This is a genomic window from Spirosoma sp. KCTC 42546, assembly GCF_006965485.1.
GTDB lineage: Bacteria > Bacteroidota > Bacteroidia > Cytophagales > Spirosomataceae > Spirosoma.
Window position 1 is genome coordinate 6,606,635 of sequence record NZ_CP041360.1, and the last position, 16,324, is coordinate 6,622,958.

The 16,324-nt window shown below is 49.1% G+C and carries 12 protein-coding genes; 9 read left to right on the forward strand and 3 right to left on the reverse strand.

Features of this window, described 5'->3' with window-relative positions:
• The first annotated feature begins 1 nt into the window (after position 1).
• The 4 genes from EXU85_RS27135 to EXU85_RS27150 all read left to right on the forward strand — a co-directional run bounded on the left by EXU85_RS27135 (position 2) and on the right by EXU85_RS27150 (position 5,067).
• Complete coding sequence (locus tag EXU85_RS27135) at positions 2 to 1,465, forward strand: RagB/SusD family nutrient uptake outer membrane protein (protein WP_142775088.1); 1,464 nt, start codon at positions 2 to 4, stop codon at positions 1,463 to 1,465.
• A 62-nt stretch (positions 1,466 to 1,527) separates the two neighbouring features.
• Positions 1,528 to 2,589 carry a glycoside hydrolase family 2 TIM barrel-domain containing protein gene (locus EXU85_RS27140; protein WP_142775089.1) on the forward strand — a complete coding sequence of 354 codons (1,062 nt, stop codon included), beginning with the start codon at positions 1,528 to 1,530 and terminating at the stop codon, positions 2,587 to 2,589.
• A 117-nt stretch (positions 2,590 to 2,706) separates the two neighbouring features.
• On the forward strand, positions 2,707 to 4,422 hold the full coding sequence (locus EXU85_RS27145; RefSeq protein ID WP_142775090.1) for an arylsulfatase: 1,716 nt from the start codon (positions 2,707 to 2,709) through the stop codon (positions 4,420 to 4,422).
• 108 nt (positions 4,423 to 4,530) lie between these two features.
• On the forward strand, positions 4,531 to 5,067 hold the full coding sequence (locus tag EXU85_RS27150; RefSeq protein WP_142775091.1) for a pyridoxamine 5'-phosphate oxidase family protein: 537 nt from the start codon (positions 4,531 to 4,533) through the stop codon (positions 5,065 to 5,067).
• Between the two features lie 52 nt (positions 5,068 to 5,119).
• Here the strand turns inward: EXU85_RS27150 and EXU85_RS27155 are convergent, their stop codons facing one another.
• Together EXU85_RS27155 and EXU85_RS27160 are read right to left on the reverse strand one after the other, a co-directional pair.
• Complete coding sequence (locus tag EXU85_RS27155; protein ID WP_142775092.1) at positions 5,120 to 8,758, reverse strand: M1 family aminopeptidase; 3,639 nt, start codon at positions 8,756 to 8,758, stop codon at positions 5,120 to 5,122.
• Positions 8,759 to 8,763: 5 nt separating this feature from the next.
• Positions 8,764 to 9,663: an ABC transporter ATP-binding protein gene (locus tag EXU85_RS27160; protein ID WP_142775093.1), complete on the reverse strand. Its 900-nt coding sequence runs from the start codon at positions 9,661 to 9,663 to the stop codon at positions 8,764 to 8,766.
• Between the two features lie 508 nt (positions 9,664 to 10,171).
• Here EXU85_RS27160 and EXU85_RS27165 point away from each other — a divergent pair.
• From EXU85_RS27165 to EXU85_RS27185, 5 genes are read left to right on the forward strand one after another with little or no spacing between them, the layout of a single operon-like run.
• Positions 10,172 to 11,038 carry an STAS domain-containing protein gene (locus EXU85_RS27165; protein ID WP_142775094.1) on the forward strand — a complete coding sequence of 289 codons (867 nt, stop codon included), beginning with the start codon at positions 10,172 to 10,174 and terminating at the stop codon, positions 11,036 to 11,038.
• Positions 11,039 to 11,050: 12 nt separating this feature from the next.
• Complete coding sequence (locus tag EXU85_RS27170) at positions 11,051 to 11,452, forward strand: STAS domain-containing protein (RefSeq protein WP_142775095.1); 402 nt, start codon at positions 11,051 to 11,053, stop codon at positions 11,450 to 11,452.
• Positions 11,433 to 11,846: an anti-sigma regulatory factor gene (locus EXU85_RS27175; protein ID WP_142775096.1), complete on the forward strand. Its 414-nt coding sequence runs from the start codon at positions 11,433 to 11,435 to the stop codon at positions 11,844 to 11,846. Before EXU85_RS27170 ends, EXU85_RS27175 begins: the two co-directional genes overlap by 20 nt.
• Positions 11,839 to 12,879, forward strand: a complete 1,041-nt coding sequence (locus tag EXU85_RS27180; protein WP_142775097.1) for an ATP-binding SpoIIE family protein phosphatase — start codon at positions 11,839 to 11,841, stop codon at positions 12,877 to 12,879. Before EXU85_RS27175 ends, EXU85_RS27180 begins: the two co-directional genes overlap by 8 nt.
• On the forward strand, positions 12,863 to 14,545 hold the full coding sequence (locus EXU85_RS27185) for an ATP-binding protein (RefSeq protein WP_142775098.1): 1,683 nt from the start codon (positions 12,863 to 12,865) through the stop codon (positions 14,543 to 14,545). Before EXU85_RS27180 ends, EXU85_RS27185 begins: the two co-directional genes overlap by 17 nt.
• A gap of 64 nt (positions 14,546 to 14,609) precedes the next feature.
• On the opposite strand, the gene EXU85_RS27190 is transcribed toward EXU85_RS27185, so the two are convergent.
• On the reverse strand, positions 14,610 to 16,316 hold the full coding sequence (locus tag EXU85_RS27190) for a tetratricopeptide repeat protein (protein ID WP_142775099.1): 1,707 nt from the start codon (positions 16,314 to 16,316) through the stop codon (positions 14,610 to 14,612).
• Positions 16,317 to 16,324: the final 8 nt, after the last annotated feature.

Here is a 16,324-nt window from a genome sequence, read left to right on the forward strand (position 1 = left end):
CATGAAAAAGGCATTTATATATCTTTTCTTCAGCGGTTTTCTGCTTATATTTTCGTCCTGCGAACAGGCACTGGAGGTAACGCCCAAGTCTGAATTTTCGCCCAGCAATGTGTTGACGTCCGAAAGCGGGATTAAATCGCTGCTGTTCTCGTCCTACGCCCAGCAACAAACCCAGTCGAACTCGCGCTACGTGATCAATGACTCCGAAGTGTCCACCGATATAGGCTTCAATACGGGTGGTGCCGAAAATGGCCAGTTGATCACCCTCGTCAATTTCACCTGGGACCCGTCCATCGGCACATTCAACGACGATATGTGGACGCCCAATTACCGGACGATCCGTGATGCCAACGGCGTTATTGAGAACATCGCCAATGTTAACACCTCCGACGCCAACAAAAAGCTCTATAAAGCCGAAGCCCGCGTGTTACGAGCTCAGGCCTATGCACTGTTGTATAACTTCTTCGGACCCGTTCCACTCCGTACATCGACTACCCAGGCCGCGGATCTGGCACGGGCCACGGATGCCGAACTGAAGACGTTTATCGAAACAGAGATCACCCAATCGCTGGCCGATTTGCCTGATCCGGGGAAAGAAGAAGCGTTTGGTCGCTTGAACAAGGGCAATGCAAACGGGATTCTGGCCAAGTTTTACCTGAATACGAAACAGTGGCAAAAAGCAGCCGATGCCGCCAAGGCCGTGATTGACCTCAACTATTATGCGCTGAACCCAAGTTTTGTGGACCTGTTTCGGGTAGAGAATGAAGGAGGAAATAACCGCGAAATGCTTCTGGTGTTACAGTGCCGTACCGAAGACCCCTTTGGAAACTGGTATCAGGCAGGGGCGTTACCGCCTTCGTACAAAAGCAGTCCGCAGTTTCCGAACTACGTGTACAAGTCAACCATGTCTAATTTTGCAACCCAGTACCGGCTGCGCACAGCCTTTACCAGCACCTTTGCGCCAACCGACAAACGGCTGCAACTGATTTGTACCAGCTACGTGAACAGCAGCAACCAGACTGTCGATCTATCGACGGGAGATAATGCCCGGAGCTTTAAATACTGGGACAACAATACCGTTGGCAACAACAGCGGCACCGACGTTCCGGTTATCCGCTATGCCGATATCCTGCTCACCCGCGCCGAGGCCTTAAACGAACTCAACGGGCCAACCGCCGAAGCGTTCGCACTGATCAATCAGGTTCGGACAAGAGCTGGAATTCCCAATCTCACGGACACGGATGCCCCAACAAAAGAGGCCTTCCGTACAGCTATTTTCAGAGAACGCGGCTGGGAATTTGTATCGGAAGGGAAGCGACGGGAAGACCTGATTCGGCAGGGCACCTTTATTTCACTGGCTCAGGCCCGGGGAGTAACCAATGCGAAACCGGAACGGGTATTATTCCCCATTCCTCAGTCGGAAATTGACGCCAACAAGTTATGCGTTCAAAATCCGGGGTATTGATTTATTTTTTGAAGCTGTCAAAAACTCACTCGTATACAATTTATCGTTGTCAATTACAATTCATGAAACACGTACTAATCCTAATCATTCTCCTACTCCTTACCCTATCAGGCGTACAGGCACAAAGCACAATCTGGTCTACCGAAAAGGCCAATGCCTGGTATAAAAAACAGGGTTGGGTGAGGGGCTCTAATTTCCAACCCAGCACGGCCATCAACCAGCTCGAAATGTTTCAGGCCGCTACGTTTGATCCAAAAACTATTGACAAGGAGCTAGGTTGGGCCGAAGGGCTAGGGCTGAACGCCATGCGGGTTTATCTGCACCATATGGCCTGGACAACCGATAAAGCGGGGTTCAAAAATCGTCTGGGACAGTACCTCCAGATTGCCAATAAACACGGTATCAAAACCATACTCGTATTTTTTGACGATTGCTGGAATGACGAATACCATCCCGGCAAGCAGCCTGCCCCCAAACCCGGCATTCATAACAGCGGCTGGGTGCGTGACCCCGGCACCATGATCCTGACTCACCCCGACAGTCTGAAGGTGCTGGAAAGCTACGTAAAGGACGTGATGACCACCTTTAAAAACGATGATCGAATCCTACTCTGGGACCTCTATAACGAGCCGGGTAACAATCAGTACTTCGACAAGAGTTTACCGCTGTTGAAGTCCGTATTTGGCTGGGCCAGGGCCGTTAACCCATCGCAACCGATCAGCGCGGGCGTTTGGAACTGGGACGACAAATTTACGGAGCTAAACAAGTTTCAGGAAGAAAACTCGGACGTGATCACCTACCACAATTACCGATACATTGATAATCACCAGCAGCGCATCAATTCCTTACGCAAATACAACCGGCCCCTCATCTGTACGGAATACATGGCCCGCAGAAACGGTAGCCTCTTCCAGACCATTATGCCCATGTTGAAGCAGGAAAATGTTGGTGCCATCAACTGGGGATTTGTATCGGGCAAAACGAATACGATTTATGCCTGGGGAACACCTATGCCGGATGGCAAAGAACCAGAATTGTGGTTCCACGACATCTACAGAACAGACGGAACGCCCTTCAGTGAAGACGAGGTCAGCAAGATTAAGGCATTAACAGGTAAAAAATAGAAAAATAGTGTCCACAGAGGCACAGAGAACACAGAGAAAAATAATGAAAACTCAGTTATTAATCTTCTCCGTGTTCTCTGTGCCTCTGTGGACAATCAATTTTACGAAGTGGAATTTATGAAAAAGGTCTTGTTCGTTGGGTTATTGCCGGTAATGGCCGTCTTATCCATCCTGCTTTTGGGTGGTTTTGAGAAGAAACAAACTGACACAGTACAGCCAAAAGCAGCTCAAAAACCCAACATCATTGTGATCATGGCCGATGATATGGGCTTCTCGGATTTAGGCTGCTACGGTGGCGAAATTCACACACCCAATATCGACTTTCTGGCCGCTAACGGCATTCGCTATACGCAGTTTTACAACACTTCCCGTTGCTGTCCTACACGGGCATCGTTGCTCACGGGCCTTTATAACCATCAGGCTGGTATTGGCAAGATGACCGACGCGGAAGATGAACCGGGCTACCGGGGGCACATGACCGAAAACACCGTTACGCTGGCCGAAGTACTCAAATCAGCAGGCTACCAAACGGCTATGACCGGCAAGTGGCACGTATCGAACACCAACGTACAAAAAAGCCCCCAGGAGCAACTCGACTGGCTGAATCATAAAAAAGACTACGGCGATTTTGCCCCTATCTCCCAATACCCAACCAGCCGGGGCTTCGATAGGTATTTCGGCAACATCTGGGGAGTAGTCGACTTCTTCGATCCCTTTAGCCTTGTCAGCGGAACAAAGCCCATCAGGGAGGTTCCCAAAAACTATTACCATACCGACGCCATCAGCGATACAACCGTAGCTTACATTAAATCCTTTGCGAAAGAATCATCTCCATTCTTTATCTACGTCGCCGAAACCGCCCCGCACTGGCCGCTGATGGCGCTACCCGAAGACATCGCCAAGTACAAGGATACCTATAAATCGGGCTGGGATGCTATACGGAAAGCCCGGTACGAGAAAATGAGCAAACTGGGCCTGATTGACCCAGCTAAAACCAAACTATCCAAACGCTGGCAGGATGATCAGTCGTGGGAAAGCAACCCAGACAAGGAGTGGGATGCTCAGGCAATGGCTGTTCATGCCGCCATGATCGACCGGATGGATCAGGGCATTGGTCGCATGATCAACGCCCTTCGCGAAACGGGCCAACTGGATAATACCCTGATTCTATTTTTGTCGGATAACGGAGCGAGCCCTGAGAACTGCGCTGCCTATGGCCCCGGTTTTGACCGGCCCAACGAAACCCGCGATGGCCGTAAAATCGTGTACGACCTGAAAAAGCAGATACTGCCCGGTGCCGAAACTTCCTATGCGTCGATTGGTCAACGCTGGGCTAATGTAGCGAATACACCCTACCAATTCTGGAAAGCGGAATCCTATGAAGGGGGTGTCCATACCCCGCTGGTGGCTTTCTGGCCTAAAGGTATCACCGCAAAAAAGGGCTCCTACAGTGCGCAGGTAGGCCACGTTATGGATTTCATGAGCACCTTTACTGAGCTGACTGGTGCTACCTATCCCAAAACGTACAAAGGCCATACCATCACACCCACAACGGGAGTCAGTCTGGTTCCTTCCTTTGCGGGTAAGGCATCCGCTGGCCATGAAACCTTGTTCAACGAACATTTTGGTGCCCGCTACGCCCGCCAGGGCAACTGGAAACTGGTTTCGGCTAGCCGCGATACCACCTGGAGCCTGTTTAATCTGGCAACCGATAAATCCGAAACCCAGGACGTAGCGGCTCAATATCCTGATAAAGTTCAGCAATTGGCCAGCTTATGGCGACAGTGGGCTAACTCGCACGAGGTGTTTCCGAAACCGGGCCGGAAAAAGTAAGCCAGGCCATTCAATAAGGAAAGAGCAAATTCATGATTTCGTAAAAGAGAGTTGATTGAACAAAACGTTAGGGGTTGAGTAAGGATGTATCAAATAAACTCAACCGTTATGGATAGTATCAATCAACAGCAGCCCGAAAAGAATCACGAAGATTTGGCAGGCACTGAAGCCGGCAAAAAAATCAGCGAACTGGTTAGTAAAGGCAGCACCTGTTATTTCTGCACAAAGATCACAACCGGCGAACCGCTACGCACAAGGCCGATGTCGGTACAAAAGGTAGATGACGATGGCAACTTCTGGTTTTTAAGTGCTAACGACAGCCATAAAAATGCAGAAATTCAGACCGACGACCATGTTCAACTCCTGTTCCAGGGCTCGGATTATTCCGATTTCCTAAGTGTATACGGCGTAGCTACGCTCTCTACAGACAAGCAACTCATTAAGGAACTTTGGGAACCGATCTTAAAAACGTGGTTTACGGAGGGCGTCGATGATCCGCGTATTACGGCGATAAAAGTGGATACGCAGGAAGGCTATTACTGGGATAATAAACACGGCAATGCCGTGGCGTTTGTTAAGACGATTGCGGGTGCGATTCTGGGCAAAACGCTGGACGACTCGATCGAAGGAAAGCTAAGCGTATAATAATTGTTCATGGGCACGAGCAATTGGTTCGTGCCCATGAACATCAGGCCTACTAGTCCAGCTTATTCACCCGCTTCAGGTTATCGTCGGGCACCCGATCAACGAGGAAGTTGATGGGGTCGATACCGGCTTCAAAGGGTTCTTCCTTCACCACAAAGGTGTATTTCCCCACTTTCTGCTTCATACGCTCGCGACGAACAGCTAAGAGCTTACCCTGCTTTTTACCTTCGGCTGGTTTGCCATATACCCCAACGTCGATCAGATCGTTGAGCGTCGTGGGTGTTTCGCGGCCCAGCGAATCGGCGTAGAACTTCTCGGCCTGCACGTCAATCGTTACCTCATACTGACCGTCCGGGCGCTTTTTAGACGAAGCGGCTGTAGCCCGGTTGTTGAACACGGTGATGCGCTCAAACTGATCGGTAATCACTGATTGCAGGGAATCAGGGGTTTGTTGTCGGAACAGGTCCACCAGAGTATAGGAAACCGGGTAAGGTGGTTGCCGGTAAGCATATTGATCAATCAGTGTATGAAGTGCCTTATTCACGGCGCGTTCCCCAATCAATTCTTTCAGGTAATACATCACCGCGCTCCCCTTGTTGTAATGAATATAGCCCTGATTTTCGACTCGTTCCAAGGGCACTTCCTTGAGTGATTCCGTTCCTCGGGCGGAGAGATAGCGATCCATTTCGTATTTCAGGAACCGCTTCATCCGGCCTTTATCGTAGGCTTTTTCCATGACCATCAGCGCCGAATACTGAGCCTGCGTTTCCGAAAGCAGTGTAGCACCCTGCATATAAGCCCCAATAACCTGGTGCGCCCACCACTGATGCCCCATCTCGTGCGCAACCACATACTTCACCATGTCGATGTCTTCTTCGGGATCAATTCGGGAAATGAAGCCAATGCTTTCTGAGTACGGCATGGTACCGGGGAACGCCTGCGCAAAGCTGGCATAGCGCGGGAACTCGATGATCCGCGCCTGCCTATGACGGTACGGTCCAAAATGTTCAGTATAGTACGCCAGCGAACCCTTGATCGACTCCAGCATATCCCGAACGTTGTAGGGGTGCTTTTTATCGTAATATACTTCAACGTCAATGCCGTTCCATTTCTCACGGGCCACCTCGTACCGGGCAGAAATAAACGAATAGAAGTTAAGCGAGGGGTGATCGAGTTTGTAGTGGAAATAGCGCCGGGGTTGCCCATCGGAACCGGTCTGTCGCCATTCTTTCAACAAGGAACCGGGTGCCACAGCGATCTGGTCAGGTGAGGTACTGATGGTTGTTTCGACCATCACCCAATCGGAGTTGTTACTGATGTAATGATCCATACAATCGCCGGTGCAGTTGCGCTCCAGCTTTGGCATGCGGGCTTTTTCGGGCAGGTCGTATTTCTTGCGGTCGTTTTTGTCGGAAATTTCGCCCTGCTCCTGATAGCCGATCTGCGGGGCAATATCGAAATTATCGAAAAACGAACCATTCTGGCTGATCTGCTTCGTGAACTGCACCTCATTCTCGAAACCGGGCGTTCGCTTCCGGGTCGTAAAACGAAGGTGCAGCGAATCGCCGGGAGCCAGGGCGGGACTAAGTTTGTAAATACGATAGTTCAACAGCGAATCGTCCAGTACCTGTTTTGCCCGCTCCAGATCAATCCTGTACTCCAGCCGGTTAGCAAACACCATATGCACCGAATCAATAGGTGCCGTACTCCGATTCACCAGCACATAATCGCCATTTACGACCAGATTTCGCTCTTCGGGATAGACGTCGATGGTGTACTTTACATTCGCGATCCGGGGTTGTGGACGATGTTCGTATCGTTTGTATTTCTGTTCGTAAGCGACCTGTTGCTTTTCGCGCACTTTGCCTGTAACATAGTGGTTCAGGATATTCGTGTTATAAAAAATGAAGCCCCCCACCAGCAATAGTGCTACGGCCAGCCCGCCAAACACCAGCCGATTCGTGCCATTCAGCGCCTGCCTTGCCGACCGCAATCGGCTTTTCCACGACATATCCTTGCCCCGCGCCCAGAACAGAATAGCGACCATTGCCAGCACGGCGGCCCACAGCGACCAATATACCCGGAACCAGGCAAACGATTTAACATACGGCCCCCAGCCATTCATGTCGGAATATTGGTAATTGGGCGAGGCATTGTATTGAATCAGATTGCTCTGCACATCCAGTGGGGTCCAGACATAGGCGTTGGCAATGAGCAAGGCGATGACAATAAAAAACGCGACGTACTTATTGTTCACCAGCGTATGCGTCAGCATCGACAGCATGATGATTGGAGCATACCGCAACAGGTCGATCAGCAGAAACTCAACCGCATACTGACCTAACTCTACATTCGGGTAACTCATCAGGAGTTGTGCGGTTACCCCGGCAAGGATGCACAGCACCTGAATAATGGCTACAATGCCCATCATAGCCAGAAACTTCCCTACAAACACCGACCAATTACGGTGCGGCATGGTATCGTAAATCTGGTCGAGGTCGGCGTCACGCTCCTTCCAGATAATGGCACCGGAGTAGAAAATGATGATAGCAAACAGAAACAAGGAGATTGTACCCCGAATAAGCTGAATGACCTGATAGGTAACGGGATACGAACTCAGGCCATAAAATTTCCCGGCATATTGCAGGGAGAAACCCATGTTGAGCAGCCCCGCGAATAGAATCACAATAAACGCCGTGCCTTTCACCGTTCCCAGGAAATCGGTTCGGAATACGCGCGTCATCTGTACCCACTGCGCCGACCAGCCGTAGCTCAGGGTTACGCGCGGCAGCGATTGCAACGGGCGAACAACTACTTTCCCTGCCGCAGCGGCATCCTCCACCAGTTGTTCGCGCCGTTTTTTACGAACTTTCTTTATTTTCTCTTCAAACGAAAACCGGACGTACGTAATGACCAGCAACACCATCCCAACACCTATCCAGATAACTCTGTTGATCAGTTCCTGCACGTCACCCAGGCCCACCGAGCGAGTGTTTTTGTCGCTGACGGTCCAGTATTTCGTAATGAGCTGGAATGGGCCGTAACCGAGGGCATCGAAATAGACTGCGAGGTGTTCGTTCTCCACGTCGCCCAGAAATGTACCCGCTATCAGTTGCGCTACCAGCAACACAATAGCCCCGATAAAAGCCGTAATCGAGGAGCGCGTCAGAGCCGCCAGCATGAAAATAAACGCTCCGGCCAGAAAGGTATTGGGAATGGCAAAAATCAGGAAGCTGTTCAGGTGCGCTGACCACACAATCGGACCATACCGCTCGGCGTCGGTAGCACCCGTTACCTGGCCCACCCAGGTCCCGAAAATAATCCCGATCGAGATACCCAGAAACGGAATGAGTGAGACCAGGAACGAGCCAAAAAATCGCCCGGCCAGGTAATCGACTTTGCGGATAGGCGACGAGAAGACTATCTGGCTGGTTTTGTACGTGAAGTCGCGGACGGCGGCACTCTGAACAAAAGCCGTGGTCATGAGCAGGGCAAAAACGCACCAGATACCATAATGGTTCTGAACAACATAGGGCGCGTTTTTATAAATATTCCCAAATGTTCCGCCAATGGTCAGGTCATCGGAAGCCCCTGCCCAGGTAAACATCAGCACATTAACAAGCAGGAAAACATACACCATTGGCTGCCGAAGCCAATAGCGGATTTCAAACGTAAATATGTGTAGAAACATGGTGGTTAGCTGAGTTGGAGTGTATCGGCCTGAATGGTTGAAAAGAAGACGTCTTCCAGATCAGGCTGGGCAGGTACAAACCCTTCGCCCAGCGTGGACTCGCCCGGCGTGGATTCGCTGTAGATGTGTATTAGTGGCTTACCGGCTACCAGTTTACTGGAAATAACGTTGTAATTCTGCTGGTAGGTTAGCAAGTCACTTTTAGCAATCGACTTCTCCCAGATTTTACCGGTCAACCCCGCCACCGAATCCGTTGGCGAACCACTATACAACACGCGGCCCTGATGAATAATGGCCATGTTATTACAGAGCTCCATTACGTCCTGCACAATGTGCGTCGACAGGATCACAATCACATTCTCACCAATTTCCGACAGCAGATTATAAAAGCGGTTGCGTTCGCCGGGGTCCAGGCCCGCCGTTGGCTCATCAACAATAATCAGTTTGGGGTTCCCTATGAGTGCCTGCGCAATACCAAAGCGTTGCTTCATCCCACCCGAATAGCTGCTAACGGCTTTTTTACGATGCTCGTACAGGTTCACCCGGTGTAATAAGGCCTCCACCAGCTCTTTTCGTTCTTTTCCATTGGTAATGCCTTTCAAGACGATGAAGTGATCCAGCAGGTCAGTAGCTGCCACTTTAGGATACACCCCAAACTCCTGCGGTAAATAACCCAGCACCCGCCGAACAGCATCCTTCTGATTCAGAATATCGAGAGTATCCAGCATTGCCGTGCCCGTGTCGGCGTCCTGCAAGGTAGCGAGTGTCCGCATCAGCGTCGATTTACCGGCTCCATTCTGCCCCAGCAGGCCGTACATGCCCATTGGAATCGTGAGTGATACATCATCTAATGCCTTGACGCCATTAGGATAGGTCTTGGATAAGTGCTGGATAATCAGTTGCATAGCGAAGGGAGTTTACGAGTTTAACCAAATATAAGAACCGGTCTGTAAACCGATGCCTTTTTAGGTTAAATGGTTGTAAACCCATCCAACTGGTTTCGAGGCACGCTATTAAGCCGTATTCGTACAGTCTTCAGTTGAACCCCTTGACCCGTAAATCTTCATCCCGAACGTTGACGAGAGCCCAACTTTTAGTTACTAAAAAATAAATAAGTTATGTAATTTCTATTTTAGAGAGACAGCCTATAGGCATCAAATCATATCCTACTTGCCTGTATAAGTGTGTAGACTGCTTTATATGACTACCTCTTATGAATGGCACTTGTATACACCATTAGGGTAAAAAACTTACTATAACACTACTTTTTTTATTATCTTTCAACAGAAATACGCGTTATAGACCCAGTCAGGTCAAGTAATAAAGCATGGGTTAACGCCCATCACATTATTTAATTTTAATCTAATCATCTGTTGTCTATTTTTGCCTGTTTTCTCCTTCCCATCTTTACCAATGGCTACAACAATAACGGAGTTACTAAAAAAGAACAAAGCCCAGTTACTTGACAACTGGCTTCAGAAACAATTAGTGAGTGAAAGTCTTCGGGACGATTTGATGACGAATGACGAATTGCGGGCGCAATCGGAGGAGTTGATCAGTGCATTGGCCAAGGCCATTACAGATGAAAATATAACCCAGGTCGATTCGACAGATTTCGATGAAGTGTTCGAAATTCTGTCGGCCGTTTCAATGTCACGCGCCAGACAGGGGTTTTCTCCCCGCGAAACAGGTCTGTATATCTTCGGTTTAAAAGAGGCCATTATCGACTTGCTCCAGCAGCATATACCCGATAATCCGATGCAGCTATTTACCGAGAGCCAGAAACTAAACAGGCTTCTGGATAATTTCGGCGTCATTACGTTCGAGACGTTTATTAAAGGCCGTGAGGAAGTTATTTTCCGACAGACCGAAGAAATCAGTGATATCTCTACGCCAGTTATTCAGATATGGGAAGGCATTCTGGCACTCCCCATTATTGGCACGCTAGACAGTTCCCGCACACAGGTTGTGATGGAAAACCTGCTGCAGAAGATTGTGGATACCGGGAGTAGTATTGCCATTCTCGATATATCTGGGGTACCCGCCGTCGATTCGCTGGTAGCGCAGCATTTGATCAAGACAGTTAGTGCCACGCGTTTAATGGGAGCCGATTGTATCATCAGTGGCATCCGGCCCGAGATCGCACAAACGGTGGTTCACCTGGGTATCGACCTATCCAACATCATTACCAAAGCGTCGTTGGCCAGCGCCCTCAAGCATGCCTTTAGCATGCACCGGCTGCTGGTTAAGCGGGCAGATACGGATAAGTCTATACGTTAACGCGCGCTACCTATGGAAAAAATACCTATCCTCCGAATGGGTCCCTTTCTGCTGGTCACCATTCAGGTTGATTTATATGACCGGCTGGCGTTAAACCTGGAGACTGATTTGATCGGTATGGTCCACAAAACAGGAGCACGGGGTGTACTGATCGATATTTCGGCCGTATCAATTGTCGACTCGTTCATGGGTCGGATTTTAGGCAATATTGCCAGTATGACTCGGGTGCTGGATGCCGAAACCGTTGTGGTTGGTATGCAGCCAGCCGTAGCTATTACCCTGATCGAATTAGGATTATCACTCAGTGGCGTGTACACCGCACTCGACGTAGAACGAGGGATGAGTCTGTTGCAAACAAAGCTTGGCCCAACTGACGAACTAGCGGATGACGACGATGCTGACGATACTGAATAAAGACAGTATGGCCATTACCCGGGAGCAGGATGTTGTTCCGTGTCGTAATCGCGTAAAAGAAGTAGCCGTAAAAATTGGAATGGGCCTTGTTAACCAAACGAAGCTCATTACAGCCGCCAGTGAGTTAGCCCGAAACATGCTTCGTTACGCCAATGGTGGCGAGGTACTGATTGAAGTGGTTAGCAAAGGGCGCGAGTCGGGCGTACGCTTGACCTTCACAGATAAGGGACCCGGTATTGCCGATATTAGCCTGGCCATGCAGGATGGCTATTCTACCGGAAAAAGCCTGGGTTTAGGGTTACCCGGTACCAAACGGCTGGTGAACGAGTTTGACCTTAAAAGTACGCTTGGACAGGGAACAACAATTACCATTTTAAAATGGAAGAATGGATAACTCCGCATACGTACGATTTCAGGCCCCCGACCGGAGTTATTTAGCTCTATTAAAAAAAGGAATCAATCAAATTGCAATACAGGCTGGTTTTCAGCACCAGCGACTTAGTGAAATAGACTTAATTGTGGCCGAAATGGCGTCAAACCTGATCAAACATGGTGGAGGGGGTGATCTGTTTGTGCAACATTTTCAATCCACTACGCAGTCGGGTATTGAACTCATCAGCATAGATAACGGTCCTGGTATGGCCGACGCCACCAAAATGGTCAGGGATGGCGTATCTACTACCAGCACGCTGGGTCATGGATTAGGGTCTATTAATCGCCTGGCCGATCAGGTGCAGATTTATTCAATGAAAGGCTGGGGCACGATCCTTCTGGCTCGTATTTTCCTGAACCCGACTAATGCGCCTATTCCTGAACGGGCTTCCGGGTTTGATTTTCGCTCGTTGCTGGTTGCCAAACCGGGTGAGACGTTGTGTGGCGATGGCTGTTATTTAAAAATGACGCCCAGCCACATCAAGTTGTTTCTGGGCGACGGCTTAGGCCACGGTCCTGAAGCCTATGCGGCCGTACAAACCGCTATTACGGCCTTCCGCCATTGTCCAGATCACCGCCCAGTCGATATTATACGGTATATGCACCGTTCAGTAACTAAAACCCGCGGATTGGTTGGTTCTGTTGTTGTTTACGATGTAGCTAGCCAGCGATGGAATTGGTGTGGTGTCGGCAATATTTCAACCCGGCTCAGTGGGGCAATGGCCTCCAAAAATTTTCTGTCTTATAACGGAATTATTGGTATGAATTTGCCGGCTACCATGAACGACCACACCCTGCCTTTTGAACGGGGTCAGTTGTTAATTATGTGTTCGGATGGGTTGCAATCGCGCTGGGACCACACCCGGTATCCGTTCATTCATCGGTATGATTTAACGATCCTGGCTGCCGCTTTATATAAAGATTATTCCCGACAAACGGACGACACCTCCGTATTTGTTGGGCGTGCTCATGGAGATCATGGAGGAATTAGTTAGGATTTCGCTCGATAATGAGATGGACCTGATTCTGGCCCACAAACGGGCCATGAAACTGGTGGAACTGGTTGGTTTATCTCTAGCGGCTCAAACTACGTTTGCTACGGCTGTCTCGGAGGTTGCCCGCTATGCCATTGAGCAGGGTACGGGTCCTCTGTTAACCCTATGTACCGACCGATCGCGTGGTCATCAGTACTTAGTGGCCATTATTGAGGATAAGAATCTTCCTGTAGCCAATCCACTCAATCAGAGCCTGTTATATGCTCAGCGATTGGTGGAGAAGATGGAAATAACCAATACAGGCAAAGGGGGTAAAATCATACTATACTACAGCCTGCCAACGTCACGGAAATTAAGCGGAGAGCAAATTGACCAGTGGCGCGCTCAATTCGATGCCAATCAACCGCTATCCGCTTATGATGAGATTAAGCGGAAAAATGAGCAGTTACAGGAGTTGGCTTTACGCCTACAGGCAAGTGAGCAGCATTACCAGCGGGTAACCAACTCGTTGCCACTACTCATTTTTACGGCTAATCAGGCAGGCCAGTTGCTCTACGCCAATACCTGGCTGACCGACCTTACCGGGCATTCGCTCCAATCCATCAATCAGACCAAATGGGCTAAAATTATTCATCCAGACGACTATGATGACTTCTGGGCATTATGGGCTAAGCAGGCGGCCAACTATTTGCCATTTCAGTATGAATGTAGGCTGCGAGATGCCACGACTCAATCATACCTGTGGCATCTTTTTACAGCCCAACCCGTAAAAAGTGAGGCCGATAAAGTAGCGGCCTGGACGGGCTTTGTGGTCAATATAGACGCACAGAAGCTTGTGGAGCAAACCATTCGGCACAATGAGGAGTTGGCCCAGGCAAAAGCAAAATTGGAGCAATCGCAACATGAATTAGAATCGACCGTTCGCGAATTGAACCGGAGCAATGAAGACCTAAGCCAGTTTGCCTACATTGCCAGTCATGATTTGCAGGAGCCACTGCGCAAAATTCAGCAGTTTGGCGATCTCCTCCAGAGCCGTGACAGTGATTTATCGGGCGAATCCCGAACCTATTTAAGCCGAATGCAATCGGCCGCCAGCCGTATGTCGGTGCTGATCAAAGATTTATTGAGTTTCTCCCGCCTTTCTACCCGTCGTGAAACGCCTACGTTTGTAACCCTTACAAGTCTGGTGAACAATTGCCTGGAGAACTTATCCTTTGTTATCGAAGAAACACAAGCCCAAATCCAAGTGCATGCCCTGCCCACCATTGAGGGAGAAGCGTCACAGCTTGGTCAATTATTTCAAAACTTACTGAGCAATGCCCTAAAGTTCCACCGAGCGGGTATTCCTCCTCACATCTATATTAAGTCAGAGGAAATAACAGCTGACCAGTTGCCACACGCGGTAAAACCAGCCAGACAATCGGCGGTCTATCATAAAATTGAAATCAGCGACAATGGAATTGGTTTCGATGAAAAATACCTGGACCGCATTTTTCAGGTTTTCCAGCGATTGCATGGCAAAAATGAGTTTGCAGGAACAGGAGTTGGCCTAGCCATTTGCCAAAAAGTAGCCACGAACCACGGGGGAGCGATTACAGCCATCAGCCAACTCGGCGAAGGAGCCACCTTTCAGGTTTATTTGCCCGTAGCCAGTACTATTAACTAAGGGACTTAGGCAGTATGGCTATCATCAGCCCAGCGTAAACTGGGTAGATGCCCGTTCTGTATTCTCACTTCTGCTTCGTTAAGGCGTATAGCCCTTTATCACCATACTGGCTAACATCTTTCAGCTTTGTTTCGAAGTCACGGGTCTTTTCGGCGTCCCCTTTTTGGGTGTATAGGTTCACTAACCCATAATAAACATAACCACTCTTCGGAAAGCGCTTTAATAAGCTCTGATACGTATCGGCAGCCTTATCCCAGTTACCAGCTTTCTCATAGGTCCGCGCCAGACTTATCGCTACCGGTCGTGAATAAAGCGGAGGCTCTCCGTAGCCTAATTCCAGTTCCTGTTTCTGAGCTTTCTCCAAAAATGGTATCGCCTGATTATATTTTCCCTGATCACGTTTAATACAGCCTTGTAATTCCAGCGATGCCGTGTTCAACGCATTTTGGTAGAATTTATTGAGCGTACTGTCCTTTCCACTCTGATGTTCATTCCGCCATAAAAATGCATCCAGGCTGTTCGAATAGGCAATCGCATCCGGGAGCTTGTTCTTGGCCAGTGCATCCATGCCTTTCACAAAAAATAATAGCCCGTTTTTATAATCCATATTCGCAATACTGTACATCGTGTCTTTGTCCTGCACCATTTCTAACTGCGCAGCCGCCCGATCCCAATAGCCAAACGCCATCTCCATTTTGGCGGGTGCCAGAATTCCCTGACTAAAAAATGTGCCATCATAAATCTTTTTACGGCTTTTGGATATGGGCATATTTTTTAGTTTCTCGGCATAATACAGCCCCTCCTTGTGCCGACCATCGTGCGCACAGTTCGCAATCAGGTAATTGATATTGTGGATGTAATTCCAGTTATCGACCTCTTGAATACCTTCCCTTTTCATATAAGCCGAGTCGGTTTTTACAGCGGCTACGAAGGTATCGTGCGCTTTTTTGTAATCGCCAACCCGGTTGTAAATATGGCCCGGCATGTGCACAATATGCCCTGAGGTGGGCGCGAGCGATGTTAGTACGTCGGCACTTTTGAGCGCCTGCTCAGGGCAACAATGCTCCATCAGGTGAATCCAGTAATGATGGAACGCATGATTTTGAGGCTCCGTTCGCTGCACATCCCGCAACAGAAATTCGCTGTAGAGCTGCCCTTCGTTGGGCTTTAACTCTGTATCGAAACCACTCATCTTAGCCAGGGCCAGAAACAGTTTGGCGTCAATATCATCGGGAAATTTATGGACGATCAACTCATATTTTTTGATGATTTCCGGGTAGGCTTTTTCCTTAAGCGAATCGCCTAAAATGGCCATTTCGGCGTACAGTTTCTCGTGTTCTGTTGCCTTCTTTACCAGTGTTTTTAGCTTTTTGGCCGCTATCTTTTTGTTGGCGGCATAGATACTATCCTCGTCCGCGCCCGCCGTTTGCAGCAATCCCCAATACGGCATAATAGCGGTTGAGTCCTGGTGAATGGCTTCTTTAAACGCCCGGTAAGCCTCTAGATCCCAGAAATCGTGCAGCAAGGAAAGTCCTTGATTGAAGTATTGCTGGGCTTTTTCGGACTTGGTTTCAATCGTCAGTTTCGATTGCCCAACACCGGTCATCAGCTTAGGGGGTGGCAAGTTATGAATGTACACATTCTGCGCCCTCGACGCCTGCATATGGGCGAGGTGATTGTGATTCGTTTTGGTGTCATCCACGTGATGATCATGCTGGGCATAACTCACAATGGATGTAAATAAACAGAAGAGGAAGGATAGATTCTTCATGTTGGTCT

Bases quoted from the DNA above. Each gene is read 5' to 3' on its own strand.
- EXU85_RS27170 (WP_142775095.1), top strand. From the start codon at position 11,051: ATGGAAAAAATACCTATCCTCCGAATGGGTCCCTTTCTGCTGGTCACC.
- EXU85_RS27160 (WP_142775093.1), bottom strand. From the start codon at position 9,663: ATGCAACTGATTATCCAGCACTTATCCAAGACCTATCCTAATGGCGTC.
- EXU85_RS27165 (WP_142775094.1), top strand. From the start codon at position 10,172: ATGGCTACAACAATAACGGAGTTACTAAAAAAGAACAAAGCCCAGTTA.
- EXU85_RS27145 (WP_142775090.1), top strand. From the start codon at position 2,707: ATGAAAAAGGTCTTGTTCGTTGGGTTATTGCCGGTAATGGCCGTCTTA.
- EXU85_RS27140 (WP_142775089.1), top strand. From the start codon at position 1,528: ATGAAACACGTACTAATCCTAATCATTCTCCTACTCCTTACCCTATCA.
- EXU85_RS27155 (WP_142775092.1), bottom strand. From the start codon at position 8,758: ATGTTTCTACACATATTTACGTTTGAAATCCGCTATTGGCTTCGGCAG.
- EXU85_RS27180 (WP_142775097.1), top strand. From the start codon at position 11,839: ATGGATAACTCCGCATACGTACGATTTCAGGCCCCCGACCGGAGTTAT.
- EXU85_RS27175 (WP_142775096.1), top strand. From the start codon at position 11,433: ATGCTGACGATACTGAATAAAGACAGTATGGCCATTACCCGGGAGCAG.
- EXU85_RS27185 (WP_142775098.1), top strand. From the start codon at position 12,863: ATGGAGGAATTAGTTAGGATTTCGCTCGATAATGAGATGGACCTGATT.
- EXU85_RS27150 (WP_142775091.1), top strand. From the start codon at position 4,531: ATGGATAGTATCAATCAACAGCAGCCCGAAAAGAATCACGAAGATTTG.
- EXU85_RS27190 (WP_142775099.1), bottom strand. From the start codon at position 16,316: ATGAAGAATCTATCCTTCCTCTTCTGTTTATTTACATCCATTGTGAGT.
- EXU85_RS27135 (WP_142775088.1), top strand. From the start codon at position 2: ATGAAAAAGGCATTTATATATCTTTTCTTCAGCGGTTTTCTGCTTATA.